Source organism: Knoellia pratensis, from assembly GCF_042666395.1.
GTDB classification, from domain to species: Bacteria; Actinomycetota; Actinomycetes; order Actinomycetales; family Dermatophilaceae; genus Knoellia; species Knoellia pratensis.
This window is the reverse complement of the sequence record NZ_JBHTDJ010000004.1, coordinates 60,213-86,678: the sequence shown is the minus strand read 5'-3', so window position 1 is coordinate 86,678 and position 26,466 is coordinate 60,213. Positions and strand designations below refer to the sequence as shown.

Genomic DNA, 26,466 nt, shown 5'->3' with positions numbered 1-26,466 from the left:
GCGACATGCGTCGGTTCCGAGACTCCCTCACGACGCGAGGCGCGGCCTTCCTCGCCTCGGGGATCGTCCTCGTCCTCGCTGGATTGGCCCTGGGTCAGCACGATCTCAGCCGCATCGGCACCGCGCTCATGGCGCTGCCGATCTTCGCCGGGATGCTGGGTCGTCGCCATGACCTCACCCTCGTCGTGGAGCGGCACGCACGACCCTCACGCGTCACCATCGACGAGCCTGCCGTCGTGCAGATGACGATCTCCAACCCTTCCCTGACCCGCTCGCCCGCCCTGTTCGCCGAGGAACACCTCGACTACTCCCTGGGCGACCGGCCGCGGTTCGTCATCCCCGCGCTGCCCGCCAGTGTCACGACGCATGTGGAGTATGCCGTCCGCGCCCACGCGCGCGGCGCTCACCGTCTCGGGCCGCTCGGCGTTCGCGTCCAGGACCCCTTCGGTCTGACCATGCGTCACGCGTCGCTCAGCACCCACGACGAACTGCTCGTCCTGCCCCGCGTCCTCAGCCTCAGCGACGGGCGAGCGCTCGGGCGTGGGCTCGGCGCCGAGGGATCGGTCCCCCACCGCGTGGCCCTGCACGGTGAGGACGACCAGTCGGTGCGCGAGTACCGCGACGGCGACGACCTGCGCCGCATCCACTGGCCAGCGACGGCCCGCACCGGAGAACTCATGGTGCGCCAGGAGGACCGTCCGGCCAAGCGTCGGGCCGTCGTCCTTCTCGACACCCGCGCCCGCGCCCACGGCGGCAAGGGTCCCACCGGGTCGCTCGAGTGGGCCGTGACCATGGCGGCCTCCGTCGTGACCCACCTGCTCGACACGGGCTTCGCCGTGCACCTGCTCACCCCTGACGCAGGTCAGGAGTCGGGGGTCCGCGAGGACTTCGACCTCGACCAGGCCCTGGAGACCCTCGCTCGCGCCGTGCCCACCGACGAGGCCGGCATCGGCAGCCTCCTCCACGCGGCGAGCGCGGCCACGGCCCAGGGCGGTCTCATCGTCGCTCTGGTCGGCGCCGTCGACGACGACGCTGCGCGCGCCCTGTCCTCGTTGCGCCAGCCGGGCGGCCCGGGCCTGTCCTTCGTCGTCGACGCCGGTGCGTTCGCCGGCCCAGGTCGAACCCCCGCCCTCGAGGACCTCGACCCTCGCGCCACGACCGCATCCCTCGCAGGGGCCGGATGGTCGGTCCTCTCCGTCGAGCCCGGCCTCGGGGTCGCTGACGCCTGGGCGACCGTCGCCGGCTCCCGCACCCTCTTGGGTGCACGATGAACCGCACCCGCCCGGTCGAGACGCTGCTCGCGGCTCTGGCGACCTTCACCGTCGCGCTTCCCCTGCTCACACTGTTCGACGCCAACACGTGGGTGCGTCCCAGCGTCGTCGTCGTCATGACCATCGCGCTCGTCGGCCTCGGCCTGCGAACGCTCGTCGCGTCCAGGTGGTTGGTCGTCCTCGGACAGGCGATCGCGGCCTTCCTCGCGATCTCGTGGATGCACGGCCAGGGGCACCTCTACTTCGGCTTCGTCCCGGGCGCCGACACCGTCTCGTCGCTCGGCATCCTCCTGCGCGAGGCAGGCGACACGGTCATGGCCTACTCGGCCCCCGCCCCCACCGAACGCGGCGTCATCGTGGCCATCACGATCCTCGTCGGCCTCACGGCACTGGTCGTCGACGCCATCGGGGTGACCCTGCGCTCGCCGGCCCTCGCCGGGCTCGCCCTGCTCACGGCCTACCTCGTCTCGGCGACGAACTCCGGTGAGGGGCTGTCCTGGAAGTACTTCATCCTGCCCGTCGCGTTCTGGCTCTCCCTCCTCGCCACCCAGGGCCTTGGCACGGTGCGCCGCTGGAGCACCGCGGTCCCACGAGGTGTCGATGGCGAAGACCACGACCCCGTCCTCGGCGTGGCCGGGACGGCGCGACTCCTCGGCGCTGGCGCCCTGGCCCTCGCGGTGGTGCTGCCGATGGTCGTGCCACACCTGCCGACGACGTTCATCGCCGACGGGCTCGGTCGGTCCGACAACGCCCGCGGCGGCGGTGACGCGATCACCCTCAACACGACCGTCGATCTGCTCCGCTCGCTCGAGGACCAGTCCCAGTCCCCCGTTCTCGACTACACGACAACCGCCACCTCCCCTGATCCCCTGCGCGTCGGCGTCCTCACCGACTACCGGCGGGGCCAGTGGAGCACGTCACTCGACGCCAACGAGGTCCTCACCGGAGGGCCGGACACGCCGGTCGGTGATGCCGACGTCAAGCGGACCAACGTCAACGTCAAGGTCAAGGACAACCGGCTGCAGGCGCCCCAGATCGCTCTTCCCACTCCGCTGGTCGCGGTCAACCTGGGTGATGTGCCACTGCGCAGCAACCTCGTCGGCAGCTATGAGGTCGACCAGAAGATCGACGACTACGCCGCCACCTACAGCCAGCTCGCGCCCACCGACAGCGCCTTCTCACTCGAGGGGCCCCGCCCGCGCGGCTGGGAGGAGGGGATCTACAGCGAGATCGACGGTGAAGGTCTGGACCGCCTCCAGCAACTCGTCGACACCGTTGTGCCAGAGGGCTCCTCAGCGCTCGAGACCGCCCGCCTGTTGCAGGCGCACTTCCGCAGCACCCAGTACACCTACTCACTCCAGCTGCCGACCCCCACCGATCCGGTGTCGGGTCGGACGATGATGTCCGACCCCCTGTCGAACTTCCTCGTGTCACGCACCGGCTACTGCGTGCAGTTCGCGTCGGCCTTCATCATGGCGGCCCGGCTCAAGGGCATTCCGTCGCGGATGGCCATCGGGTTCCTCCCCGGCACCTACACCAACGGCTCCTACACGGTGAAGGCTGCTGACGCCCACGCATGGCCCGAGTTGTGGTTCCCCGACCTGGGCTGGACCCGGTTCGAGCCCACTCCCGGCGTGCGCACCGGTGGTGCGCCCACCTACAGCCTCATCCCGGCAGAGGTCGGCTCGTCGGCGACCCCCACCCCGACACCCACTGGCGCGGTCCCGTCGCCTTCCACCAGTGAACGCCCCGAGAGCGACGCCGGTGCTGTCGACGACCAGTCGTCGACAGCGTCCGGGCCCATCGCCTGGGTCGGCGACAACCTGTTTGTCCTCGTCGTCCTGCTCGCCGTCGTGCTGTCCCTGCTCCTGCTGCCCGTCGCGGCCCGGGTGCGGCGCCGCCGGCTGCGGATCGCGGCCCGCGACGATGCCGAACGGGTCGAGGCCGAATGGGCCTCGCTCATCTCACGCCTCGGTGACATCGGCATCGCTCCGCCGGACGGCAGCACCCCCCGCCAGGCCGGAGCGCGGCTCACCCAGGACGCCATCCTGTCGGGCAGGTCCAAGGAGGCCATGGGCCGCATCGTGGCCACGGTCGAGCGGGCTCGCTACGCCCCTCCGCAGGCGCAGATCCCCGACGTGCACGCGGATGCGAAGACCGTCTGGAAGGCCGCCCTGTCGGCTCGTCAACGCAGCGACCAGGTAAGGGCCCACCTCGTGCCGGGTGATGGCCTGCGGCAATGGCGAGACACCAGGGACGCCGTGGTCGACTGGCCCCGCGCAGCCTGGTCCCGCCTCCGCCGCCACTGACCCAGCCACAACGCACGTATGCCGCCCGCTCTGGTGAGCGGACGGCATACGTTGCGTCGTTCGTTGAGTTGGAGACTCAGTCGAGGTAGTCCCGAAGGGCCTGCGAACGGCTCGGGTGACGGAGCTTGCTCATCGTCTTGGACTCGATCTGACGGATGCGCTCACGCGTCACGCCGTAGACCTTGCCGATCTCGTCGAGGGTCTTGGGCTGACCGTCGGTGAGACCGAAGCGCATCGAGACGACGCCGGCCTCGCGCTCGGAGAGTGTGTCGAGGACCGAGTGCAGCTGCTCCTGGAGGAGCGTGAAGCTCACCGCGTCGGCCGGGACCACGGCCTCGGAGTCCTCGATGAGGTCTCCGAACTCGCTGTCGCCGTCCTCGCCGAGGGGCGTGTGCAGGGAGATCGGCTCGCGGCCGTACTTCTGCACCTCGACGACCTTCTCGGGCGTCATGTCAAGCTCCAGGGCGAGTTCTTCTGGAGTTGGCTCGCGGCCCAGGTCCTGGAGCATCTGACGCTGCACACGCGCCAGCTTGTTGATGACCTCGACCATGTGGACCGGGATACGGATCGTGCGGGCCTGGTCGGCCATGGCACGCGTGATGGCCTGACGGATCCACCACGTCGCGTAGGTCGAGAACTTGTAGCCCTTGGTGTAGTCGAACTTCTCGACCGCACGGATCAGGCCGAGGTTGCCCTCCTGGATGAGGTCGAGGAAGAGCATGCCGCGACCGGTGTAGCGCTTGGCGAGCGAGACGACCAGACGCAGGTTGGCCTCGAGCAGGTGGTTCTTGGCGTTCTTTCCGTCCTGGGCGATCCACCACAGCTCGCGCTTGAGCTTCATGTCGATCTTGTCGCCCGAGTTGAGGCGCTCCTCACCGAACAGGCCGGCCTCGATGCGCTTGGCGAGCTCGACCTCCTGCTCGGCGTTGAGGAGGGCGACCTTGCCGATCTGCTTGAGGTAGTCCTTGACCGGATCGGCCGTCGCACCAGCGGTGACGACCTGCTGGACGGGGGCGTCCTCTTCGTCGTCATCACGCAGGACGAAGCCACCAGCTGCGACCGCAGTGGTCGCGGGCTCGTCCTTCTTGTCGTCAGCGTCGTCGCCCTCGTCCTCGGGCCCGGCCGCGACCGCAGCAACGTCGGCGTCGGCCTTGGCAGCAGCAGCCTTCTTGGCCGCGGTCTTCTTGGCGGCGGCCTTGGCGGCCGGCGTCACTGCAGCGGAAGCGGCCTGCTTGGTCGTCGCGGCCGGAGCGGCCTTGGCGGCCGGAGCAGCCTTGGTGGTCTTCGCAGCCGCCGCCTTCTTGGCCGGAGCGGCCTTCGTGGCCGAAGTCTCGTCGGCGTCGGCGGCCTTGCTCGCGGCCGTCTTGGTGGCGGTGGCCTTCGCAGCGGTGGCCTTGGTTGCGGTGGCCTTGGCCGGAGTGGCCTTGGCTGCAGCCGCCTTCTTGGTCGTGGCGGTGGTCGTCTTCTTGGCCGTCGCCTTGGTCGCAGCCACAGCGCGGTCCGGCAGCGTCATGCTGACCTCGATGCCCTGAGCGGCCAGTGCCGTCAGGACGATCCGACCGCGGCTGGCCTTCACACCCGCCGCGTGGATGGCCTGGGCCACCTGCTCACCCGTCACCTGGCCGGTCGTGTGTCCGGCGCGGACAAGGTCCTGGAGGGCGGGGTGGCTGAACTCGGTGGGGAGGGGCATCTCGGAGGCGTTCGTGGGCACAGGCGACCGACAACCTTTCGTCACGGGGAGCACACGGCGATGCTCACGCGCGGGCGGAGCACTGACCGGCTGGTCAAGTTTGTGCACTCTCTGACGTGATCCGCAGGGGTGAGGATCGGCCGTTGCTTGGAGGGTGCGTTTACATTATAAATCGCCGCGGCCCCCATCCCTATTCCAGGGGGAGCCGCGGCGATTCCTTCAGGTGTCGATCAGCTCTTGACGGCGAGCACCGGACAGGGTGCGTCGAGCAGGATCCGCTGGGCGTTGGAACCCAGGATCAGCTTGCCCACGGGGGTGCGGCGGCGCAGACCGATGACGATGAGCTCGGCGCCGATCTCTTCGGCGACGCCGATGAGATCCTCGGCCGGCTCGTTGCCGCGGACCAGCTGGCGGATCTCGATGTCGACACCCTTGCCCTCCAGGTCCTTGCGGACGGACTCGAGATCGCCGCCGTCACCTGACCCGTCGCGGTCGGAGTTGATGATGATGAGATTGGTCTTGCGCAGGAGTGCTTCCTCGCCGGCACGAGTCAGCGCGGCCGCGCCTTCCTTGGTCGGGATGTATCCCACGACGATGGCCACGAGTTCCTCCTTGACAGCAGGTCAGCCCGCTCGGGCTCTTGCTGGGACCGTACCGGAGATTGTGACGCTTGACACGGGGCCAGCCCGGCGCGCCTTGAGGCCGAGACGAGCGTGGCGCCGTCTGTGCCAGATCAGTGCCCGATCAGACGTCGCCCGGGCCACCGTCGAACGCCTCGCGGATGATCTGACCGACCCGCTCGATCTCGATGAGGAAACCGTCGTGGCCGAACCGCGACGAGATGTGCTTCAACGTCGTGCCCGGGCGAAGTGCCGCGATCTCCTCGGAGAGGCGCGCCGGATAGAGCCGGTCGGTGTCGACGCCAGCGACGACGAGGCGACCGGTGAAGGCCGCGAGCGCCGCTGCGACTCCCCCGCGGTCACGGCCGATGTCGTGACTGTTCATTGCCTCGCTGAGGACGAGGTAGGAATTGGCGTCGAAACGCGCACCCAACTTGCCAGCATGGTGGTCGAGGTAGGACTCGACCGCGAACCGTCCGCCACGACCGAGCGGTTCCTCACCCGGTTGGGCATCACGACCGAACCGCTCCGAGAGCTCGCCCTCGTGGCGATAGGTCACGTGGGCGATGCGGCGGGCGATCCCCAGCCCGTCGAGCGGTGCCACGCCGTGCTCGTAGTAGTCACCCGCGTGGAAACGAGGGTCGCTCCGGATGGCGAGCAACTGCGGCTGGCACCAGGCGATCTGGTCGGCGGTCGCGTATGCCGTGGAGGCGATCACGATGCACGTCTCGACCCGCTCCGGATGGGAGGTCGCCCACTCGATGGCGCGCATCCCACCCATGGACCCGCCGAGGACACCTGCCCAGCGGTCGATACCGAGCTGGTCGGCCAGGAGCACCTCGACCGTGATCTGGTCGCGAATCGTGATGGCCGGGAACCGTCCACCCCAGGGGTGACCGTCGGGAGCGTCGCTCGAGGGACCCGTCGTGCCCTGGCACCCGCCGAGGACGTTGCTCGCGACGACGAAGAGGCGGTCGGTGTCGAGCGGGCGTCCCGGCCCCACCAGCCCGTCCCACCACCCGGGCGTGGCGTGGCCCGGACCGGCCTGGCCTTCGACGTGGGCGTCGCCGGTGAGGGCGTGTTCGACGAGCACCGCGTTGTCGCGGGCGGCGTTGAGCGTTCCCCACGTCTCGTAGGCCACGGTGACGTCGGGCAGCGAGTCACCGCGCTCGAGCGCGACGGGCCCCACGTGGGCGAACTGACGCTCGCCCGGGTGGTCGCCCGGGCGCCAGAACGACGCTGTCGGGAGGTCGGTGATGGTCATCGGAGTTGCTCCTCGGATCGCGCTTGCCCCTCCGATGCCGGAAGGGCCGTGTCTTCACCCGGGGCACCCCACCGCGAGGAGGGTTGCCGCCCAGCAAGCCGGGGCTTGTCGCTGGGACTCATGACCTGTGCCCGAGTCTAGAACCGGCGACGCCTGCGACGGCACCCTGTCCGCAGCGTGAGAGTGAGCAGATTTCGCAGCCTCACGGCGCACGCCGTCGGTTCAGGCGGCGACGTCGGTCCAGAGGTGGCGAGGACGCATCTGGAACTCGATCATCCGACCGAGGTACTTCGCGAGGCGATAGTCCGGATCGACGCGCAGCGCACGGGTCACCGCATCACCAGCGGTCGAGCCGTTGCCGATGCCCCAGGCCACGCAGGCGGCCATCGTGCAGATCGCCGCAGCCTCGTGCGACCACGTGTCGGGCACGCGTCGCGCGAGCTGGAGCAGCCGCCGCAGGGCGACCTGTGAGGCCACCTGTGTCGTGGCCGGCCCCGTCGGCACGTGACTGCGCAACAACGCGTTCGAGTCGTCGTCGACCTTGTCGAGGGGGAACATCACGGGAGACAGCCACGCGATGAGCGCGTCGCGCCAGGCCCTGTTGACGAGAGAGCGCACCATGCGTGCGACCTGGACGTCGGAGACCTCGAAGACGTCTCCCCGCTCCCCCGGTGGCGCCAGCACCCGGGCCCAGAGCTCTGGCACCCGCTGGGCCTGCTGTGACTGCTCGCTGATGCGCGCGATCACCTGCCCGAGGAGGGCAAGCCGTGCCTGCTCCCTTTCCTCAGCCAGGTCATCGTCGTCGTCATCCTGTTCATCGCTTTCGTCCCACGAGTCGCACCAGCTGCACGTGCCGGGTTCGCAGCACCCCGTGCAGTCGTCCTCGTCCTCGTCCTTGTCGTGGTCGTCATCGTCACCGGCGTTGAGGAGGTTTTCCGGATCAATCTGCCGGCAGAACTCCTCCCACAACTTCGCGAGCTCATCCCCGACCCCGCCGCTCAGGACCGGGTCCTCCTGCACGAGAGCCCCAGCGGCCGTGCGATCCGACAGGGGGGCACTCCCCCGTGCGATGAACTCGGCCACCGCCGGCACGGAGGCGTCATCGGCCATCGGATGGCCCTTGAGGTGCTCGGGCCGCAAGCCGTCGAGCGTGTCGCCAGGCCGGCAGCAGGCACCCCACCACCGGCCGTCACGGACCGTGACGTGGTCGATGAGTGCGACGCCGGCGTCGAGCAGGCCGTCGTGCAGGGCGTGCATGAGCGACCGCGACTCGCCCGGCACCGATTCGTAGCCCACCAGCATGGCCAACTGCGGCTCGACGCGAAGCAGACTGTCGAGGACGTTCGCCGCCGCTTCCATGACGTCGCGTTCGTCGGGCAGGTCGGTGCGCGCGACAGGCCCCACGATCTTGTCGGTCACCATCAAGATGGCGACACAGTCGTGGAGGCGGTAGCCGAGCTGGTGCGGCAGGACGGCAAGCAGCTCTTCGGTGGTGGAGATCTTCACTGAGGTCATGCCCTCAGCGTCGGAAGAACCCCACCGCCCGCGAAAGCCTCAGTTCACGCGATTGTGGACAACACGGCATACGCGCAAGGCCTGTGGACAGAGCTCACGCACGAGGTGACGGGGAATCGTCACGGGAGTCGTCGACGACTTCGCCCGGCACCGACGCGCCGTGCCCCGAACCGCGACCGGTGGAGCGCTCCCACGCGAGGAACTCCTCGGTCTCGGTGACGAGCTGCGCGGCCAGCCACGAGCCCACCATGGCGTCGTCGGCCAGACCAAAGGCACCCAGGATGCCCTCCGGCAGGAGGTCCACGGGCGAAACGAGATAGCCCGCCGCCCCGAGGATCATGAGGAGCCGTCCGACGGACGTCCCCTGGTATTCACCCGAACGCACGGCCTTGACGAGCCGCGGCACCGCCTGGGCCCGTTCGAGCATGGACGGCCCACCGGGACGGGTCGCAATGCGCACCGCCGTCGCGAGGCTCTTGAACGTGGACACCTTGGAGTGCAGCGCCATGGTTCAGGCTCCCGTGATCTGCGCCGTCGCCGGCGGGAACTCGCGGCGGGCATTGTCAGCGATGCGGTTGAGCAGCCAGCCGTCGAGACCTGCTCCGACGACGCCACCGATGAGCGGCACGTTGCGTCCGAAGCGGCTGAACGTCTTCTTGCCCGCGGTCGACAGGAGCCGGAAGCCGATGGCCTTGTTGACGACCATGAGAGCCGGGCCGGGGAGTCGCTGGGCCGCGAGGTTGGTGAGACGTCCCGTCGGCGCGACCATGCCGGCCTTCGCGAGCAGGTCGTCGGCGTCCGCCCCCACGAGGGTGAGGAGGACGGCGGTGCGGATCTGTGGCTGCGTGATGTCGTGTCCGCGCAAGGACGCGACCGCGCCGGTCATGCGCGTGGCCAGGAGGTAGAAGCCGAGGACGTTGGCGGGCAGCGAGATCGGCAGCGTGATGAACCCGCCGATGCTCGTGACGAACCCGCCCGCCGCGGCGAGCTTGAGGTGGCTCTTGACGACACTGTCGACGGCCTCGTCGACGTTGCCGTTGTTCTTCTTGAGGGCGGCGGCCGCGACCTTGGTGGCCGAGTCGAACGGACCCTTGCCGTCGATGCCGCTGTCGAGGAGGTTCTCGACGAGCTTGGCGGCGTGGTTGCCGATGAACCCCTGGTCCTTGGGCGCATCCTGGGCCTGCTCAAGTGCCGACTTGGTCTGGGCGACCTGGTCCTTGGCGTCCTTGGCGTCGTCCTTGCCGAATCCGAAGAGTCCCATCGTGGCCTCCTGTGGCGCGCCCGGTCCGACCGGGCCACCGTAGCGGTGCTGTCATCACCGATCCTGCCACGTCAGAGCGGGTATGCCGGGCTGCGCGCACTGTCATCGACCTCACCTAGGCTGCCGCTCATGGCTACTCCAGCGACAGGTGTCGACCTCGTCGCCGTCGTCGTCCACCGTGGGCGCGCCGCCCTCGTTGGGCCGGACCTGCGCGTCGTCGGATCGGTCGCTGAGATCGCGTCCGCGATGGTCGCCTCCGAGTCGACGTCCCGACCGCGGTGGGTCTGGTGGTCCGCGGCGTATGCCGGCGAGCTGGTGGCCGCTGTCGGCTCACCTCTCGCCCGGGTCTGGGACCTCGCGGAGGCCCACCGCATCGTGCACGGCGGGTGGAAGGCCGAGCCCGGCCGAGTGTGGGCGGGGGCACACGGCATACCCGTTGCGACGATGCCGACCCCGTCGGGAGGTGACCTCTTCGACTTCACCGGATCGGACGGCATCGGTCCCGAGGAGCTCGTCCGAGGCGACGGGCACCTGCGCGCCGACGCGGCGTCCGGCTGGCTCGAGAGCGACGAGCGGCTGCTCCGTTGGGCGCAGGCTGCGCTCGAATGCGCTGTGCGACAGCGTGATCGGGCCGACTCGCTGGGTGCTCGGATCGTCGGCACCATCCACTCCGAGTCTGCGGCGGCGCTCATGTGCCTCGAGCTGGAGGCGGGCGGGTTGCCGGTCGACCGGGTCGTGATGGAGCGCCTCATCGGGGAGTTCGCTGGGCCGCGGGCAGCGTCGGAGGAGGCTGCTGCCGTGGCTCGGCGAGAGCGCGACGCCGAGGTGCTGCGGCACGTTCCTGGGCGCGAGTCGACCGACCTGCGCAACCCGGTGCAGGTGCGCGACATGCTTGCCGGGGTCGGGGTCGATGTGCCCAACACGCGCAAGTGGGTGCTCGACGCATATCGGCACGTGCACCCCGTCGTCGACGCGTTGTTGGCCTGGCGCAAGGCAGAGCGCATCGCGACGACCTATGGCTACCGCTGGCTCGACCAGTGCGTCGGGCCGGACGACCGGCTGCGCGGAGGCTGGACCGCATGCGACGGGGCCGCAGGGCGGATGACGGCCGAGAACGGCCTGCACAACCTGCCGGCGGCACTGCGTTCCGGTGTGGCGGCGCATCCGGGACACGTCTTCGTCCGCGCCGACCTCGGGCAGATCGAGCCGCGCGTGCTGGCCGTCGTCTCGGGGGATCCGGCCTTTGCCGAGGCGACGCGGGCCGACGACCTCTATGCGCCCGTCGCGTCGCGGTTGGGGGTGGATCGCCCCGTTGCCAAGATCGCCGTGCTGGCGGCGATGTACGGCCAGCGGTCGGGGGCGGCGGGCGAGGCGCTCAAGGGGTTGGAGCGGGCGTATCCCGTGGCGATGGGGCTGCTCGACCGGGCCTACGACACAGGGGTGCGCGGCGAGCCGTTGCGGACCTTTGGCGGTCGGCTCATCCCCACCGGACGTTTCCTGGCGCAGTCGCCGGTCGGCACCAACCCGGCGCTCGACGCTGCCCGAGGACGGTTCGCGCGCAACGCGATCATTCAGGGAGCGGCCGCGGAGCTGTTCAAGGCGTGGGCGGCGACAGTGCGGGCGCTTGGGGCACCCCTGGGCGCGCAGATCGTGCTGTGCCTGCATGACGAGTTGCTCGTGCACGCCCCCGAGTCACGCGCTGCGGAGGTGGCGGCGCTGGTCGATCAGTCGTTGGCCGACGCGTCGCGTCGCTGGGCCGCCGGCGCTCCTGTGAGGTTCGTCGCCGACACCTCCGTCATCGCCCGCTGGTCCGACGCCAAGGACTGACCCTCCCGCGCTCTACGCCGTTCCCGACTTCGTGCCCCATACGGACAACTCGCTGGAGCTCGCCACCTACCTCGTTCCCGACTTCGTGCCCCATACGGACAACTCGCTGGAGCTCGCCACCTACCTCGTTCCCGACTTCGTGCCCGCTACGGACAACTCGCTGGAGCTCGCCACCTACCTCGTTCCCGACTTCGTGCCCGCTACGGACAACTCGCTGGAGCTCGCCGTCCGTAGCGGGCACGAAGTCGGGGTTTCAGTCGTCGCTGACGTTGCGGAGGAACTCCTCGATGTCCGCGCCCAGCTCGTCGGCCGACGGGAGGTCCTCGGCCTCGGTCGCGAGCAGGCTCGGCCGCTCCTGACCCTCGACGAACGCGTCGTACTGCTGCTCGAGTGCGTTGACGATCTGACCGGCGTCAGCGTTGTCGTTGAGCTCGGAGGCGATCTCGCGGTTGTTGACGCCGGCCTTGGCGATCAGGTCGTCGTTGGGCAGGTTGAGCCCGGTCGCGTCGGTGATGGCGTTGAGCGCGGCGAGGGCACCCTCGGCCCACTCGGCCTGTGCGAGGTACTGCGGCACGTGGATCGCGAAGCCCAAGGCGTCGCGGCCGGCCTCACCGAGCCGCAGCTCAAGGAGCGCGGGGAAGGACGCCGGCACCTGCACCGTGCCGAACGGCGACTCCTTGCCCCCGACGAGGCGAGCGTCCGTCGCGTGCGCAGTCATGCCGACAGGTCGCGTGTGCGGCACACCCATGGGGATGCCGTGGCTCGTGACGACGAGCGAGATGCCGAGCAGCTGGATGAGCTGGCGGATCGCCTCGATCGCGCGCTCCCACTGGAAGTCCGGCTCGGGACCCGTGAGGAGGTAGTAGGTCTGCCCGTCCCGATCGCTCATGCGGTAGAGCACCATGGACGGGTCGGCGTAGCTCTCCCAGCGGTTCGTGTCGAACACCATCGCGGGACGGCGCCCGCGGTAGTCGAGGAGCGCATCGACGTCGAAGGTTGCGACCACCTCGGCCTCACTCGTGTCGACGAGGTGGGTTCCGAGGATGCGCTGGATGTTGCCGGCGTCGATGAAGGCGCCGAGCAGCACGATGAGCGCGCCCGGTTCGCGGGTGGGCGCGGGGCCATCGAGTTCGAAACGGTAGAGATCAGACGGGTTCTGCACGGGGACTTACCTCTCAGGGGGGTCACGTGAAAGTTGGAACGTGTCGGGCCGCGCTGAGATTCCCTCATCGGGCCCGATTCACCGCACGAACCATCATCGAACGCAGCACGGGCCCGTGCAGCACACCCACCGGAATGAAATAGAGGCGCCCGCGCCAGTTGTGGTGGACGACCACGGTGGTGGCGCGAAGCAGCCCAGCCTGCTCGTCAACAGCGACGCCGAGCCGGAAGAGCAGGTGCGGCTCATCGTGGGCGACCAGTGCCTCACCATCGACGACGTCCTCGACCTCGAAGGGGTTCGAGGCCCGCTCGCGACTCTGGTTGAGGCCGATGAACGGGACGAGCACGGCCCGCAGGCCGAAGAGCGCCCGGACCCCGATCGGGATGCTGCGCCGGTCGAAGATGGCCCGGACCCAGTCGTCCGGGGCGATCCCGGTCGCACCACGCAGCGGCACGATCTGGACGTCGGCGAAATCGGGCTCTGGCACTCCGTCGAGGGCACGACTCGCAAACCCCGGCATTCCGCTCACGGTGACACCGCCGCGATGGCTGCACGGATGCGCTTCTCACTGACCGGGTGGGCCGTGCCGAGCGCCTGCGCGAAGAGGCTGACGCGCAGTTCCTCGATCATCCAGGCGATGTCGCTCACCGCGGGTGCCCGCCGTCCGGTTGCCGGGAGCGCATCCAGGAGATCGGCGTATGCCGTCTCGATCGCGTCGATCTGTGTCTGAAGCTGCGCTTCACGGGGGTTCGTCGCGGCCTTCTCGAGGCGTTGGAGCATCGCGCGCAGGTAGCGCTGGAGGTGCGGAAGTCGCTGGAGTCCGCTGTCGGCCACGAAGCCGGGGCGGATGAGGCCGTTGAGCTGCGCCCGGACGTCGGCAAGGGTGGCGGCGAGGCTGTTCCTCACGGCACTCCCTTCCAGGGAGTCGAGACGACGGCGGACGTCGGTGGCGAGAGCCAGGACGGGCTCGACTGCCTCGATGACCTGGAGGACGCGGGTGACGACATGGGTGCGGACGCCGTCGTGAGCGGCCTCGAACTCGGCCCTGGTGCGAACCGCTCCCCCGTTTTCGGCACCGCCCAGGTCGGCCACGATCGAGTCGACCGCCGCGGCGAGGCAGTCCTCGAGGAGGGCGGGGACGGATCCGTGGGGGTTCTGACCGAGCGCGAGCTTCTGGGCGTTGCTGAGGCGGGCGAGGACGCGCTTCCACGGGGCCGTGGTGTTGAGGAGCAGGAGACGGCGAACGCCAGCGCGATGGGCGGCTTCGGCCGACCCCGGATGATCGAGGACACGGAGCGACACGCTCGAGCCCTCGTCAACGAGTGCGGGATACCCCTGGATGGTGTGCCCGCCCGAGCGACCCTCGAACGTGCGCGGCACGTCGTCGATGCTCCACTGTGTGAGGCCGCTGCGCTCGATCGAGGCGCCGGCCTTGGCCATGCCCTGCCGGACAGCCCCCTGGGACTTCGGGCGCAGTTCGTCGAGATCCTTGCCACGGGCGATGACGCGGCCGCCGGGGCCCTCGATCGAGAACGTGATGCGCAAATGGTCGGGCACCCGCTCCCAATCCCACTCTGCTGCAGGGATGTTCACGCCAGTGCGGCCGCGCAGGACCCGGGCCAGCTCGTCGGTGAACGCCCCACCGGACGACTGCTCGGCGCCAGCGAGGGCGGCACGGGCATGGTCCGGCGTGGGCACGAAGTGACGACGCGTCGGCTTGGGCAGGGACTTGAGGAGGGCGATGGCGAGGTCCTCGCGCAGCCCGGGCACCTGCCAGTCGAAGCCCGTGGGCGTCACTTGGTTGAGGATCGCTGTCGGGACGTGGACGGTCACTCCGTCAGCGTCGGCCCCCGGGGAGAACTGGTAGGTCACATCGAGCTCGAGACCACCCTGCCGCCACGTGCGCGGGTAGTCGTTGGCCGACACGGTGTCGACATCCTCGCGAGTGAGGAGCGCCTCGGTGAACATCAGCAAGTCGGGACGGCGGCGCTGCTCGCCCTTCCACCAACGATCGAAATGCCGCACGGACGTGACCTCAGGCGGGATGCGAGCGTCGTAGAACGCGAACACCACCTCGTCGTCGACGATGAGGTCGCGTCGACGCGCTCGCTCCTCCAGCTCCGAAAGACGTTGCAGGAGGTCGGTGTTGGCCTTCCAGAACTTGTGGTGCGTGTCCCAGTCCCCCTCGACGAGGGCGTTGCGGATGAAGAGGTCACGCGCCTCCTCCGGGTTGATCCGGCCGTAGAGCACCGTCCGGTCCACGATGAGCGGGACGCCGTAGAGCGTCACGCGCTCGGAAGCGATGACACTCCCCTTGGACTTGGACCAGCGCGGCTCGCTGTAGGTGCGTTTGATGACGTGGGCGCCGACCTCCTCGGCCCACTCGGGGTCGATCGCGGCGTTGACCCGGGCCCACAGGCGAGTCGTCTCGACGAGCTCCGCGGCCATGACGACGTCGGGCTGCTTCTTGAACAGGCCCGAACCGGGATTGATGCCGAAACGCGAACCCCGCGCACCGGCATACTCACGTTTTTGTTCGTCGCGGACGCCAATGTGCGACAGGAGGCCGGCGAGCAGGGCCTTGTGGACGACGTCCCAGTCGGGTTCGCCGTCGGCCGTGGTCGTGCTCTGGTCGGGGTCGATCCGGGCCGCCTTGCAGGCGCTGCGCAGCTGTTGGTGGAGGTCCTGCCATTCGCGGATCCGTAGGTAGTGCAGGAACTCCGCCTTGCACATGCGGCGAAAAGCGCTGCCGGACAACGCTTTCTGCTGCTCCTTGAGGTAGCGCCAGAGGGAGTGGAAGCCGGCGAAGTCGGAGGTCTCACTCCTGAAGCGGGCGTGCTGCTGCTGGGCCTGCGCCTCTTTGTCGACTGGACGTTCGCGCGGGTCCTGGATGGTGAGGGCCGCCACGATGACGAGGACCTCGCGCGTGCAGCCGAGGCGGTTGGCCTCGATGATCATGCGGCCCATGCGCGGGTCGAGCGGGAGTCGCGCCAGGGTCTTTCCGTATGCCGTGAGTCGCCTCTCGCCCCGCCTGCCCTTGCCGTCCTGGAGGGCGTTGAGCTCGTCGAGCAGGCGGACACCGTCGGCGATCTGCTTCGGGTCGGGGGCGTCGACGAACGGGAAGCGCGCGATGTCGCCAAGCCCCAGAGCGGTCATCTGGAGGATGACGGCAGCGAGGGACGTGCGCTGGATCTCTGGCTCGGTGAACTCGTCGCGCGACTCGAAGTCTTCTTCTGAATAGAGCCTGACCGCAATGCCATCCGCCACTCGGCCACATCGCCCAGAGCGCTGCGAGGCGCTGGCCTGGGAGATCGGCTCGATGGGGAGGCGCTGGACCTTGGTGCGCTGGGAGTAGCGGGAGATGCGGGCGGTGCCGGTGTCGATGACGTAGCCGATGCCCGGGACCGTCAGCGAGGTCTCGGCAACGTTGGTGGCCAGGATGATCCGGCGCCCCTTGCCTCGAGCGAAGACGCGGTGCTGCTCGTTGGCCGAGAGGCGGGCATAGAGCGGGAGGACTTCGGTGCTCGGCAGGTTGAGGCCGCCCAGGGCGTCGGCGGCGTCACGGATCTCCCGCTCCCCGGAGAAGAACACGAGGATGTCGGTCGCGCTGTGACCGGGAGGAGTCTCTGTCCAGAGCTCCGTGACGGCGTCGCAGACGGCTGTGACCTGGTCGCGTTCCTCGATGATTCCGCCGGTGTCGTTGCGCTCGACGAGGGGCCGGTAGCGGACCTCGACGGGGAACGTGCGGCCGGAGACCTCGATGATCGGGACCTCGCGCACGACGTTGCCGCGAGCATCGGTGGAGAAGTGCTCGGCGAACCGGGCCGGGTCGATGGTGGCCGAGGTGATGACGACCTTGAGGTCCGGTCGGCGCGGGAGAAGCGACTTGAGGTAGCCGAGGATGAAGTCGATGTTGAGCGACCGCTCGTGGGCCTCGTCGATGATGATCGTGTCGTAGCGACGCAGGTCGCGGTCGCGCTGCATCTCGGCGAGGAGGATGCCGTCGGTCATGACCTTGAGGCGGGTGCGGTCGCTGCTGTGGTCGGTGAAGCGGACCTGGTAGCCGACGAGGTCGCCGAGTTCGACCTCCATCTCCTCGGCGATGCGTTCGGCGACGGAACGGGCGGCAATGCGGCGCGGCTGGGTGTGTCCGATCTGGCCGGTGCTGCCGAGGCCGAGCTCGAGGCACATCTTGGGGAGCTGGGTGGTTTTGCCGGACCCGGTCTCGCCCGCGATGACGACGACCTGGTGGTCACGCAGGGCAGCGAGGATGTCGTCGCGTCGTTCGACGACGGGGAGCTGCTCCGGGTACTTCAGCTGCGCGGGGTCGATGGGGCCGCGCTCGGCGGGGGCGGAGTCGAGGACGCGGGTCCCCTCGTGTTGCTCTGGCTGCGGCACGCGCTCAAGGATAGGTCGGCGCCGTGACCTTCTCCTCCGGCTTTTCGACCAGGGCGTTGGTGGCCCCCACCTTGAGTTTCGGCACGGCACGCTCCAACGTCGAACCAGCGACGAACATCTTCTGGGCATTCGCCCCTCCCGCCGATGCTGCGCGCCAGTTGTCCAAGAACACCTTGTCGACCTGCCTCTGGCTCACGGACTTGGCCTGCGCACGCCAGATCTTCGCTTTCTGCCCCAGAGGCATGCCCTTGGTCGGGAGCATCGACTCAAGCTTGGCGAGGGGAATGACCATGCGGCTCTCCGGGACGCGTGGATCCACAGCACTGCCCAGCTTCGGGTACTTCTTGTGCAGCTCTTCGCGAGTCCCGATGAAGAACCGGTCCTTGGTCGAGAGTTGTTCGCCTGCGTAGACGCGCTTGCCGTCGGCCAGACGCGACATCGGTCGGGAGGCGGCCAGTGAACCGGTCTTCAGCCCCTTGGCACCCATCACCGTTCCACTGGCGGCGACGTTGATCCCCACTTGCTTCCAGCTTCCTTCCCCGTAGAGCAGGAGAAGGGACACCCCGCTGACACCCCCGGCAAGGTCCCCAGCCGTGGCCAGGGCGCTCACGAGGGGGAACCTGCGCGTCACGGGCGGGATGTAGGTCAACTCCTGCGAGAACTCATCCATCTTCGCCAGCACGCTGTAGAAGGCGCTGTCATCGAGGATGTCGTGGGCCAGATGGCGCAGCTGACGAGCAAGGTGCTGGTCGGCAGCGGTGAAGGACTTCCACGCGGCTGTGTGATCGTCCTGCGCTGAGTGCATCGCCTGCAGGGCGTGCTTCTGACGCTCCTCAACCACCGCTTGTTCCGGCGTGCCCATCACCGAGGCGAGAACGTCCTCCAGGCGGAAGTACTCCCGGGTCGACCCCTCATGGCGCGAGATGGCCGCGTTGGCACGGGTCTGCGCGGGGTCGAGCTCGTCCGAGAAGGTCATGAGTGCGCCGGCGGCGCCGGCATAACGGTCAATGAGTGAATCCAGGATCGGTGGAGACTGCCGCACAGCTGCCTCGAAGAGTTCCCCGGAAGGGCTGTCCCACGAGGCGCCAGCCTTGATGCCGACGAGGACCGCGTTCATCGACGTGAGCTTTGTTGCCGCCGCTCGTAGGGTGCGTGACAGCGCGCGCACCGCCTCCGGGTTGCCTTCGATGGGCGCGAGGGTCTGGCCGATCACCGCGTTTCACCACCGAACATGCGTCGAGCCTCGACTTCGGTTTCGACGTACGCCTGGCCCGCGTTCTGGGCCTTCTCACTGAGGTCACGCAGGACCCTGGCCAGCAGCAGGCGGTTGCGGCGCCAACCATAGAGAAGGTCGTCGAACGCCTCCGACGCCTCGCCCCCGCCCATGGCCCAACGGTCGACCTCCCCGTCCTTGGTCGACTCAAGATCGCTCGCGACGTCCCCCAAGGACACACCGAGGGCTGCGATCACCTCGGCACCGATCTGCATCCGTGTCATGCATCAGACGCTAGATCTATCCGCGAATCTCACCGCCGAGTTATCCACACCCCCGTGACCACTTCGTGCCCCGTGCGAACGGCGAGCGTCAGCGAGCTGTCCACGCAGGGCACGAAGTCGGGGGTTGGGTCAGGCGCCCTTGGCGGCGACGAATCCGAGCTCGAGGTCGGCGACGATGTCGTCGATGTGCTCGATCCCGACGGCGAGCCGCACCAGGCCGGGTGTCACCCCAGCAGCGAGTCGATCCTCCTCCGGCCCCTGCGAGTGCGTCGTCGAGGCCGGATGGATGACGAGCGACCGCACATCACCAAGGTTCGCGACGTGCGAGTGCAGCTGCAGCGCCTCGACGAACTTCCGACCGGCCTCCGCCCCACCAGCGATCTCGAACGCGAGCACCGCACCCGATCCCTTGGGGGTGTACTTCTGCGCCAGTTCGTAGAAGTCGTCGCCCGGCAGCGATGCCCATCGCACCGACTCCACCTGGTCGTGGCCCTGCAGGAACTCGGCCACGGCTTTCGTGTTCTCGAGGTGACGGTCGATGCGCAGGCTGAGGGTCTCGATGCCCTGCGAGATGAGGAAGGCGTTGAACGGAGCGACGGCCGGACCGAGGTCGCGCAACAGCTGCACCCGAGCCTTGAGGATGTAGGCGAGGTTCGCACCGAGCGCCGAACCGACACCGAGATCCCGCGCGAACACGAGCCCGTGATAGCTCTCCTCGGGCGTGTTGAAGTTCGGGAACTTCTCCGGATCGGCGCCGAAGTCGAACTTCCCACCGTCGACGATGACACCGGCGATCGTGGTCCCGTGCCCGCCCAGGTACTTCGTCGCCGAGTGCACGACGATGTCGGCTCCGTACTCGAGCGGCCGCAACACATACGGTGTCGCGACCGTGTTGTCGACGACGAGCGGAACACCCGCCTCATGCGCGACAGCCGCCACTGCTTCGATGTCGAGGATCTCGATCTTGGGGTTCGAGATCGTCTCGCCGAAGAAGAGCTTCGTGTTGGGGCGCACCGCTGCTCGCCACGACTGCGGGTCAGTCGAGTCCTCGACGAAGGTCACCTCGATGCCGAACTTCGGCAGCGTGTGCTTGAGCAAGTTGAACGTGCCGCCATAGAGCGACGGGGACGCAACGATGTGGTCGCCGGCCTCGGCGATGTTGAGCATCGCGATGGTCTCCGCGGCCTGGCCCGACGCGACGAGCAGGGCCCCGACGCCACCTTCCAGCGAGGCGATGCGCTGCTCCACGACGTCCTGCGTCGGGTTCATGATGCGCGTGTAGATGTTGCCGAACTCCTTGAGCGCGAACAGGTTTGCCGCCTGCTCGGTGTCCTTGAAGACGTAGGAGGTCGTCTGGTAGATCGGCAGTGCGCGGGCGCCGGTCGTGGGGTCGGGGACCTGTCCGGCGTGGATCTGTCGGGTCTCGAAGGACCAGTTCGGGGTTGATTCAGCCATCGCCAAAACTCCTTGTATGCCGTGCTTGCGGGCGTCGGTCGACGCTCCGCCCGGTCTTCACCCGGGGCACCCCACCGCGGTAGGAGGGTTGCCGGCCAGCGAGCCGGGGCTTGTCGCTGGCACTCATGACCTGTGGTTGAAACGCTAACGCCGGAGCAGGTGCCCACGGGAGCGGTGTCTCTGATCGTGGACCGCGATGGGCAGGCATGATGAGTCCCATGACTTTCCACGTCGATGAGTACAAGGCGGCCGCTGGCCGCTACCGCGCCGGTATGCCGTATCGCCGGGCCGGGAGGTCCGGTCTCGACCTCCCCGCGATCTCTCTCGGCCTCTGGCACAACTTCGGTGACGACATGCCCCTCGACCGCCAGCAGGCGATCCTGCGCCGCGCGTTCGACAAGGGCATCACCCACTTCGACCTGGCCAACAACTACGGCCCGCCCTACGGCGCCGCCGAGCGCAACTTCGGCACGCACTTCGCCCGCGACCTCAAGCCGTACCGCGACGAGCTCATCATCAGCAGCAAGGCCGGCTACGACATGTGGCCGGGCCCGTACGGCCAGGGCGGTGGCGGCCGCAAGTACATCCTCGCCAGCGCCGACCAGTCGCTCAAGCGCATGGGCCTGGACTACGTCGACATCTTCTACAGCCACCGCTTCGACGAGACGACCCCTCTCGAGGAGACGATGGGCGCACTCGATTCCCTTGTGCGACAGGGCAAGGCGCTGTACGTCGGCATCTCGTCCTACTCCGGCCCGCGCACCCGTGAGGCCATCGAGATCCTGCGCGAGCTCGGCACTCCCCTGCTCATCCACCAGCCTGCGTACTCGATGCTCAACCGTTGGGTGGAGGAGGACTTGCTCGACGTCCTCGGTGAGACCGGCGTCGGCTGCATCGCGTTCTCACCGCTCGCCCAGGGCATGTTGACGAGCAAGTACCTCAAGGGAATCCCCGAGGGGTCACGCGCTTCCCAGGGCAAGAGCCTCAGCCCCGAACTCCTCACGGAGGACTCGCTCAAGCACGTGCGCGCCCTCAACGCGATGGCCAGGAAGCGCGGCCAGACACTCGCCCAGATGGCGTTGGCCTGGCTGCTCAAGGACTCGCGGGTCACGTCGGTCCTCGTCGGCGCCTCGAGTGTCGAACAGCTCGACGACAACCTGCTCGCGGTCAAGAACATCACCTTCAGTGATGCCGAGCTCAAGGCCATCGACAAGCACGCCGTCGACGCGGGCATCAACCTGTGGTCGAAGTCCTCACGCGGTTGACCTTCAGGCGCGATCGCTCCGCACGCGGTTGAGCCACCAGATGCCGAGCATCGGCAGGAAGAGCGGCACATAGCCGTAGCCGGAACCGAAGTGCGACCAGACCGTCTTGTCCGGGAAGGCGCTCGGCACGGCATACGACAACGCTCCGACGACAAGGACGCCGACAAGCTCGACGGTGCACGCGAGAAGCGCGATCCGCGTGCTCCTGCGGTCGCCGCGAGCCATCCCGATGGTGGCGACGATGTAGATGACGGCCGCGAGCGCCGACAGCACGTAGGCGAGCCGCGCCCGGTCGAAGTACTCGACGATCTGCAGGATCGAGCGGCCGGTCGCAGCCAGCGCGAGGACCCCATAGACCGCGACGAGGATGCGCCCCGGACCGCGGGCCGAGTGCGGCTCCACGGACGACTCCGGTGCTGTGTCGGTGGCGTCAGGCATGGAGACCCCAGATCTGCTGCAGGCGGAGGCTCATGACAGCGACGGCGAAGGCACCCACGGCGATGGAGGCCATGGCCCAACGAGTCTTGTCCTTGATGGCGCTCCACACGGTGATGGCGAGGACAAAGGGCAACGTGACGAGGTATGCCGTGAACGTCGCCTTCGGCTCCGTGCCCTCCAGCGACGCGATGCCGAACAGGCCACGGACGAGCTGGAGGAGGACCCCGACCTCGACGAGGGCAGCCAGTGCGAGGACGACGTTGCCGATGAGCCGGTCGAACAGGGCATAGCCGGCAGCGACCACGGCGAGCAGGAGGGCCGCGGCGACGAGCACTTGGGTGAGCGGGAGGAGCACGGCGCACAGCCTACGTCTCGTCGATCACCCTCCTGCCGTGTGCCCAGCACCCTTTGGTTGTATGGCGGGATGACTTCTGCCGAGATCGGTGACCAGCGCATCGAGTACGTCATCGACGGGCCCGACGACGCGGAGCCGATCCTGCTCATCATGGGGATGGGGGCCCAGCTCGTCGCGTGGCCCCCGGACTTCGTGGACCTGCTCGTGACTCAAGGCTTCCGGGTCATCCGCTATGACAACCGCGACCAGGGCCTGTCGTCGTTCACGGACAGTCCGCCACCCAGGCGAGGCGACGTCGCCAGGGGATTGGCGGCGCGGCGGTTCGCCAAGGCCGACTACACCCTCGTTGATCTCGCTGGCGATGCTGCAGGTCTCCTGACGCACCTCGGCATCGACTCGGCTCATGTCGTGGGTGCGTCGATGGGCGGGATGATCGCGCAGGAGCTCGCCCTCAACCACCCCGATCGTGTGCGATCACTGTGCTCGATCATGTCGAACACGGGCCACCGCCGCTTTGGTCGCACCTCGACGCGCCTGCTGCCCGCCCTCGTCCGCCAGATCCGCGCTGCTCCCCCCACGACCCGCGATGAGGCCCTGGAGCGAAGCGTCGAGGCCTTCCGGGTCATCGCGGGCAGTGACTTCAACGAGGCCGAGATGCGGGTCATGGCGCAGGCACACGTTGCGCGCGGTGCCGTCACTGCCACGAGCCGTGATCGCCAGCTCAACGCCATCAATGCCTCCGCCGACCGGACCGTCCGCCTGCATCGGATCACTGTGCCGACGCTCGTGATCCACGGCCTCCGGGACCGCTTGATCCTGCCCAGCGGCGGGGTCGCGACGGCCCGCGCCATCCCCGGGTCGCGGCTGCTGATGTTCCCCGAGATGGGGCACGACCTCCCGCGGGGTCGCCGCACCGAGATCGTTGACGCGATCACGCAGAACGCACGTCGCCCTTCGTCCGCAGGGTGAGGGTGACGGCGGTCGCCGCGATGACGACGGCGGCAACGAGTGCCGTCGCCCCGACGAGGCTCGAACGCGGCTCGTCGGTGAACCGCCCGACCGCCAGCCAGGAAAGCCCCCAAACGGCCGCGATCGCAACACCCCACCGGGTGGGCTCGGCACGCATCAACCCCGCGGCCAGCGCCGTCACGACCACGAGGGCCACCACTGCGGCGGCCACCGCTGCCACACCCCGGGTGAAGTCGAGCCCGCTGTCGGCCACCGCCGCCGCGACGTTGGCGAGGGTGGCCACGGCGACCCAGCCGAGGTAGAGCCCCACGGTCGCCCGGACGATCCACGTACCCACCGCGTCGCCCGCTCCGTCACGCATGGCCGCCAGTTCCAGGGCGAGCCGGGCGAGCACGAGCAGCAGCAGGGCGATGACGAAGACGCTGAACCACACCCAGCCCTGCTGAGTCACGAGCAGCCACGTCGCGTTGAGCACCATCGATGCCGCAACCCACCACCCGGTGCGCTGGGCCAGCTCACTGCTGCCGCCTCGGGGAAGCCACTGCCACACCGTGTAGGCAGCCAGGCCGAGGTAGACGACCGACCAGATGGAGAAGGCCGGACCAGCGGGGGCGAGCAACGTCGCGTCCGCCGCGAGAGCGCCACCGGCGGACTCCTCGACCCGCGTACCGATCACGCCGACCCCGACGAGAGTGCCCAGGATGCAGAAGATCTCGGCGAGGGTCACGGCGATCTGGCGCGTGCGATCCGTGGACGACATGCAGACGAACTTATGCTGCGTCCGTGAGCAATGCACCCGGGCCCACCCACGCAGCCGACGATGTCGTGGTGATCGAGGCACTGGTCGCCGAGTTCTTCGCAGCCTTCACCACGTCGCCCGACCTCGACCGGCGGATGGACCGGCTGCGGGCGATGTTCCTGCCCGGCGCCCGGATCGTGTCGACCGCGGGCCCGACCATGGCGGCATACAGCGTCGACGAGTTCATCGAACCGCGACGCGCGCTCCTCTCCGACGGCACGCTCCGTGATTTCAGTGAGTGGCCGACGTCGGGTCACGTCGAGGTGTTCGGGGACGTCGCCCACTGGTTCGGCCACTACGCGAAGAAGGGCGTTCAGGGGGACGAGCCGTTTGACGGACGTGGCGGGAAGTCCATCCAGTTCGTGCGCTCGGCCGGCACGTGGCTCATCGCCGCGGCGGCCTGGGACGACGAGCCGTCCGCCGAATGCTGACGGGCCGGGGAGTTCTCCCCATTCCACCGAGTCAGGCATCGCCCTAGGTTGGACGCATGACGATCCGGATCAAGGCCGGAGAGGTGCGCTCGGCGTGGGATCTCGGGGCCAAGGAAGCGCGCACCGACCTGGGGAACACGAGCACCGACCTCACGGACGCGCAGGGCACGTCCATGGGCGACCTTGCGGACGATCTGACGTATGCCGTGGAGCGGCTTCGCGGGGTCACGACCACGACGAACCGGGTCGTCGACAGCTTCAAGACCAACGTCGAGGCCTGCATCACGACTTATGAGACGACCGACCAGGCGTCGGCCGGCGCCTTCACCACCCTCATGCGACCGCAGCCATGAGCACCATCACCGACATCATCGACAAGCTGCAGGGCGTCCTCGCCGACCTACAGGACATTGACCTGTGGCCCCCGTGGGATGCGGCCCAGACGATCGTCGACCTCATCGGCACGATGATCGAGATCGCCACCGAGGCACCGGATCCGGCACCGACCGACGTTGACGACGCAGCGGCCGCGTGGCGTCGCCTCGGCCGGACCTGGAGCAGCGCCTGCACGGACGTCGGGCGCACCAGCACCAAGACGACGATCGACATCTGGGAGGGCGATGCCGGCAACGGCTACCGCTCCTCCCTGACGGCGTTGGTGGATCGCATGGACTCGGTCGAGCCCGCGACCGGCAAGATCGACACCGCACTGGGCACCCTGAGCACCAAGATGACCGACGCCCGCAAGCGACACGGCGACGCCTGGGACGAGCTCAACAAACACACGTCGATCTCGTGGGGCGACCTGTGGCCGTGGGAGCTCAAGGACTACATCGCCGGCATCCTGCGCGCTGTCGTCCATGGCGCGCAGGAACTCCTCGGCGCCTACCAGGACGCCAACTCCGCCATCACCACCGCGGCACGGGACATTCGCAACGCGGTGGATGAGCTCGAACTCCCCCACGAACTCCCCGACGGCGTGAGCCCGGTCAGCGGCGTGAACCTCTTCATCGGTGGGGGCGACGGCAACGACTCAGGACCATTGCGCGGCAACGTTGTTGAGCGCGCCAATGCAGCCATGGCAGCGATGACACCCGAGGAGCGCGCGGCTGCCCAACGGCTGCTGGCCAATGCTCCTGACGACACGTCTCGCGGTTGCATCCTCGCGGCGATCGCCGCAGGTGCGACGGGCGCGACGCTGCTGAACTACTCGAGGAAACTCGGCCAACTGAGCGACAGCGAGCGCAAGGGTCTCGATCCCACTGCCCACCCCGGCGTCTTCGGACAGCCCGACCTGACGACTTGCGGCTCGTCCAGCCTCCTCTTGGCGAAGATGCTCAACGACCCGCTCTACGCGATGCAGATCATGACGGGCTACGACCCGCGCACGGGACAGCAGGTGGGGGACCCCGGCGCTGTCGACCCCAACGAGGACCCGTGGGGCCACAACCCCACGTCTGAGGAGGTCGCCATGCACAACAGGTTCCAGCACGCCGCGATCGAGATGCATCACCAGACCAACGGTTTGACCACCCACGACGGCAACTTCAACGGCTGGTGGCCAGAGGCTGCTGGAACGAGCCCTGGTTCGGCGGCGCGGCAGATGTCCGGCGATGGTGGTTCAGGGACGGGGGGCGGCTACGAGACCCGCTACGTCGACCCCGACAACGCCGGTGAGACCTACGACCGGATCGCGCGCGCAGCCGACAACGGGCAGGCCGTGCCGGTCTACACGTACGACATCGATGGAGGCAACGCTGGAGCTCACGTCGTGCTCGTGACCGGCACCGAGGATGGCAACCTCCGGGTCTACAACCCCGGATCCGGCGAAACCACGATCACGACCCGCGAGGACTTCGACTCGCGCCAGCTCAGTGGCTCCATGAGCTGGGACAAGCCCCTTGTCGCGATCCTGCCGCCCGCATGAGCCCGTGGCAGGC

The 26,466-nt window shown here is 68.6% G+C and carries 23 protein-coding genes and 2 riboswitches; of the genes, 8 read left to right on the top strand and 15 right to left on the bottom strand.

Going from position 1 to position 26,466, the window contains the following annotated elements; genetic code table 11:
- Window positions 1-5 precede the first annotated feature (5 nt).
- The gene (locus ACFQRE_RS16535) at window positions 6-1,271 is read left to right on the top strand and encodes a DUF58 domain-containing protein (RefSeq protein ID WP_380124516.1); all 1,266 of its coding nucleotides are present in this window, start codon (window positions 6-8) and stop codon (window positions 1,269-1,271) included.
- On the top strand, window positions 1,268-3,580 hold the full coding sequence (locus ACFQRE_RS16530; protein WP_380124513.1) for a transglutaminase TgpA family protein: 2,313 nt from the start codon (window positions 1,268-1,270) through the stop codon (window positions 3,578-3,580). Before ACFQRE_RS16535 ends, ACFQRE_RS16530 begins: the two co-directional genes overlap by 4 nt.
- A 76-nt stretch (window positions 3,581-3,656) precedes the next feature.
- On the opposite strand, the gene ACFQRE_RS16525 is transcribed toward ACFQRE_RS16530, so the two are convergent.
- The 6 genes from ACFQRE_RS16525 to ACFQRE_RS16500 all read right to left on the bottom strand — a co-directional run bounded on the left by ACFQRE_RS16525 (window position 3,657) and on the right by ACFQRE_RS16500 (window position 9,930).
- Window positions 3,657-5,291 carry an RNA polymerase sigma factor gene (locus ACFQRE_RS16525; RefSeq protein ID WP_420192070.1) on the bottom strand — a complete coding sequence of 545 codons (1,635 nt, stop codon included), beginning with the start codon at window positions 5,289-5,291 and terminating at the stop codon, window positions 3,657-3,659.
- A 209-nt stretch (window positions 5,292-5,500) separates the two neighbouring features.
- On the bottom strand, window positions 5,501-5,872 hold the full coding sequence (locus tag ACFQRE_RS16520) for a universal stress protein (protein WP_380124511.1): 372 nt from the start codon (window positions 5,870-5,872) through the stop codon (window positions 5,501-5,503).
- 142 nt (window positions 5,873-6,014) lie between these two features.
- Entirely contained in the window at window positions 6,015-7,154 is a 1,140-nt protein-coding gene (metX, locus tag ACFQRE_RS16515; RefSeq protein WP_380124509.1) for a homoserine O-acetyltransferase MetX, read from the bottom strand.
- A 14-nt stretch (window positions 7,155-7,168) separates the two neighbouring features.
- A riboswitch (SAM riboswitch) is annotated at window positions 7,169-7,280 on the bottom strand.
- A gap of 96 nt (window positions 7,281-7,376) precedes the next feature.
- Window positions 7,377-8,669 (bottom strand): DUF4192 family protein, encoded by a 1,293-nt coding sequence (locus tag ACFQRE_RS16510; RefSeq protein WP_380124507.1) that lies wholly within the window; start codon window positions 8,667-8,669, stop codon window positions 7,377-7,379.
- 94 nt (window positions 8,670-8,763) lie between these two features.
- Entirely contained in the window at window positions 8,764-9,177 is a 414-nt protein-coding gene (locus tag ACFQRE_RS16505; RefSeq protein WP_380124505.1) for a YkvA family protein, read from the bottom strand.
- Window positions 9,178-9,180: 3 nt separating this feature from the next.
- Window positions 9,181-9,930, bottom strand: a complete 750-nt coding sequence (locus ACFQRE_RS16500) for an EcsC family protein (RefSeq protein WP_380124503.1) — start codon at window positions 9,928-9,930, stop codon at window positions 9,181-9,183.
- 129 nt (window positions 9,931-10,059) lie between these two features.
- Here ACFQRE_RS16500 and ACFQRE_RS16495 point away from each other — a divergent pair, with 129 nt between their 5' ends.
- Window positions 10,060-11,757: a DNA polymerase gene (locus tag ACFQRE_RS16495; RefSeq protein WP_380124501.1), complete on the top strand. Its 1,698-nt coding sequence runs from the start codon at window positions 10,060-10,062 to the stop codon at window positions 11,755-11,757.
- 253 nt (window positions 11,758-12,010) lie between these two features.
- On the opposite strand, the gene ACFQRE_RS16490 is transcribed toward ACFQRE_RS16495, so the two are convergent.
- The 6 genes from ACFQRE_RS16490 to ACFQRE_RS16465 form a co-directional block, all read right to left on the bottom strand.
- Window positions 12,011-12,919, bottom strand: a complete 909-nt coding sequence (locus ACFQRE_RS16490) for a PAC2 family protein (RefSeq protein WP_380124498.1) — start codon at window positions 12,917-12,919, stop codon at window positions 12,011-12,013.
- 64 nt (window positions 12,920-12,983) lie between these two features.
- Complete coding sequence (locus ACFQRE_RS16485; protein ID WP_380124496.1) at window positions 12,984-13,439, bottom strand: DUF2867 domain-containing protein; 456 nt, start codon at window positions 13,437-13,439, stop codon at window positions 12,984-12,986.
- Window positions 13,440-13,444: 5 nt separating this feature from the next.
- Entirely contained in the window at window positions 13,445-17,317 is a 3,873-nt protein-coding gene (gene hrpA / locus ACFQRE_RS16480) for an ATP-dependent RNA helicase HrpA (RefSeq protein WP_380124494.1), read from the bottom strand.
- Between the two features lie 4 nt (window positions 17,318-17,321).
- On the bottom strand, window positions 17,322-18,530 hold the full coding sequence (locus ACFQRE_RS16475; RefSeq protein ID WP_380124492.1) for a putative T7SS-secreted protein: 1,209 nt from the start codon (window positions 18,528-18,530) through the stop codon (window positions 17,322-17,324).
- Window positions 18,527-18,814: a WXG100 family type VII secretion target gene (locus ACFQRE_RS16470; RefSeq protein WP_380124490.1), complete on the bottom strand. Its 288-nt coding sequence runs from the start codon at window positions 18,812-18,814 to the stop codon at window positions 18,527-18,529. Before ACFQRE_RS16470 ends, ACFQRE_RS16475 begins: the two co-directional genes overlap by 4 nt.
- Before the next feature lie 129 nt (window positions 18,815-18,943).
- On the bottom strand, window positions 18,944-20,269 hold the full coding sequence (locus tag ACFQRE_RS16465; RefSeq protein WP_380124488.1) for a bifunctional o-acetylhomoserine/o-acetylserine sulfhydrylase: 1,326 nt from the start codon (window positions 20,267-20,269) through the stop codon (window positions 18,944-18,946).
- 16 nt (window positions 20,270-20,285) lie between these two features.
- Window positions 20,286-20,400, bottom strand: a riboswitch (SAM riboswitch).
- Between the two features lie 87 nt (window positions 20,401-20,487).
- Here ACFQRE_RS16465 and mgrA point away from each other — a divergent pair.
- Window positions 20,488-21,534, top strand: a complete 1,047-nt coding sequence (gene mgrA, locus ACFQRE_RS16460; RefSeq protein ID WP_380124486.1) for an L-glyceraldehyde 3-phosphate reductase — start codon at window positions 20,488-20,490, stop codon at window positions 21,532-21,534.
- 3 nt (window positions 21,535-21,537) lie between these two features.
- Here mgrA and ACFQRE_RS16455 read toward each other — a convergent pair whose 3' ends face one another.
- Together ACFQRE_RS16455 and ACFQRE_RS16450 are read right to left on the bottom strand one after the other, a co-directional pair.
- A complete protein-coding gene (locus ACFQRE_RS16455; RefSeq protein WP_380124484.1) occupies window positions 21,538-21,972 on the bottom strand; it encodes a hypothetical protein in 435 nt (144 codons plus the stop codon).
- Window positions 21,965-22,327 (bottom strand): hypothetical protein, encoded by a 363-nt coding sequence (locus tag ACFQRE_RS16450; RefSeq protein WP_380124482.1) that lies wholly within the window; start codon window positions 22,325-22,327, stop codon window positions 21,965-21,967. The genes ACFQRE_RS16455 and ACFQRE_RS16450 overlap by 8 nt, the downstream gene beginning before the upstream one ends.
- Before the next feature lie 69 nt (window positions 22,328-22,396).
- On the opposite strand from ACFQRE_RS16450, the gene ACFQRE_RS16445 reads away from it, so the two are divergent.
- Complete coding sequence (locus tag ACFQRE_RS16445; RefSeq protein WP_380124479.1) at window positions 22,397-23,296, top strand: alpha/beta fold hydrolase; 900 nt, start codon at window positions 22,397-22,399, stop codon at window positions 23,294-23,296.
- On the opposite strand, the gene ACFQRE_RS16440 is transcribed toward ACFQRE_RS16445, so the two are convergent.
- Window positions 23,259-24,056 carry a tryptophan-rich sensory protein gene (locus ACFQRE_RS16440; protein ID WP_380124477.1) on the bottom strand — a complete coding sequence of 266 codons (798 nt, stop codon included), beginning with the start codon at window positions 24,054-24,056 and terminating at the stop codon, window positions 23,259-23,261. The two genes, ACFQRE_RS16445 and ACFQRE_RS16440, sit on opposite strands and share 38 nt — an antisense overlap.
- A gap of 23 nt (window positions 24,057-24,079) precedes the next feature.
- Here ACFQRE_RS16440 and ACFQRE_RS16435 point away from each other — a divergent pair, with 23 nt between their 5' ends.
- The 3 genes from ACFQRE_RS16435 to ACFQRE_RS16425 are packed head-to-tail and all read left to right on the top strand — an operon-like array spanning window position 24,080 to window position 26,453.
- A complete protein-coding gene (locus ACFQRE_RS16435; protein ID WP_380124475.1) occupies window positions 24,080-24,526 on the top strand; it encodes a nuclear transport factor 2 family protein in 447 nt (148 codons plus the stop codon).
- A gap of 56 nt (window positions 24,527-24,582) precedes the next feature.
- A complete protein-coding gene (locus tag ACFQRE_RS16430; protein ID WP_380124473.1) occupies window positions 24,583-24,879 on the top strand; it encodes a hypothetical protein in 297 nt (98 codons plus the stop codon).
- Window positions 24,876-26,453, top strand: coding sequence for a hypothetical protein (locus tag ACFQRE_RS16425; protein WP_380124470.1), 1,578 nt, complete (start codon window positions 24,876-24,878; stop codon window positions 26,451-26,453). Before ACFQRE_RS16430 ends, ACFQRE_RS16425 begins: the two co-directional genes overlap by 4 nt.
- Window positions 26,454-26,466: the final 13 nt, after the last annotated feature.

Coding starts and splice junctions, on each gene's coding strand:
- ACFQRE_RS16465 (WP_380124488.1), bottom strand. CDS start 20,269: ATGGCTGAATCAACCCCGAACTGGTCCTTCGAGACCCGACAGATCCAC.
- ACFQRE_RS16425 (WP_380124470.1), top strand. CDS start 24,876: ATGAGCACCATCACCGACATCATCGACAAGCTGCAGGGCGTCCTCGCC.
- metX (WP_380124509.1), bottom strand. CDS start 7,154: ATGACCATCACCGACCTCCCGACAGCGTCGTTCTGGCGCCCGGGCGAC.
- ACFQRE_RS16535 (WP_380124516.1), top strand. CDS start 6: ATGCGTCGGTTCCGAGACTCCCTCACGACGCGAGGCGCGGCCTTCCTC.
- ACFQRE_RS16500 (WP_380124503.1), bottom strand. CDS start 9,930: ATGGGACTCTTCGGATTCGGCAAGGACGACGCCAAGGACGCCAAGGAC.
- ACFQRE_RS16455 (WP_380124484.1), bottom strand. CDS start 21,972: ATGCCTGACGCCACCGACACAGCACCGGAGTCGTCCGTGGAGCCGCAC.
- ACFQRE_RS16470 (WP_380124490.1), bottom strand. CDS start 18,814: ATGACACGGATGCAGATCGGTGCCGAGGTGATCGCAGCCCTCGGTGTG.
- ACFQRE_RS16530 (WP_380124513.1), top strand. CDS start 1,268: ATGAACCGCACCCGCCCGGTCGAGACGCTGCTCGCGGCTCTGGCGACC.
- ACFQRE_RS16440 (WP_380124477.1), bottom strand. CDS start 24,056: ATGTCGTCCACGGATCGCACGCGCCAGATCGCCGTGACCCTCGCCGAG.
- ACFQRE_RS16445 (WP_380124479.1), top strand. CDS start 22,397: ATGACTTCTGCCGAGATCGGTGACCAGCGCATCGAGTACGTCATCGAC.
- mgrA (WP_380124486.1), top strand. CDS start 20,488: ATGACTTTCCACGTCGATGAGTACAAGGCGGCCGCTGGCCGCTACCGC.
- ACFQRE_RS16510 (WP_380124507.1), bottom strand. CDS start 8,669: ATGACCTCAGTGAAGATCTCCACCACCGAAGAGCTGCTTGCCGTCCTG.
- ACFQRE_RS16495 (WP_380124501.1), top strand. CDS start 10,060: ATGGCTACTCCAGCGACAGGTGTCGACCTCGTCGCCGTCGTCGTCCAC.
- ACFQRE_RS16430 (WP_380124473.1), top strand. CDS start 24,583: ATGACGATCCGGATCAAGGCCGGAGAGGTGCGCTCGGCGTGGGATCTC.
- ACFQRE_RS16505 (WP_380124505.1), bottom strand. CDS start 9,177: ATGGCGCTGCACTCCAAGGTGTCCACGTTCAAGAGCCTCGCGACGGCG.
- ACFQRE_RS16485 (WP_380124496.1), bottom strand. CDS start 13,439: ATGCCGGGGTTTGCGAGTCGTGCCCTCGACGGAGTGCCAGAGCCCGAT.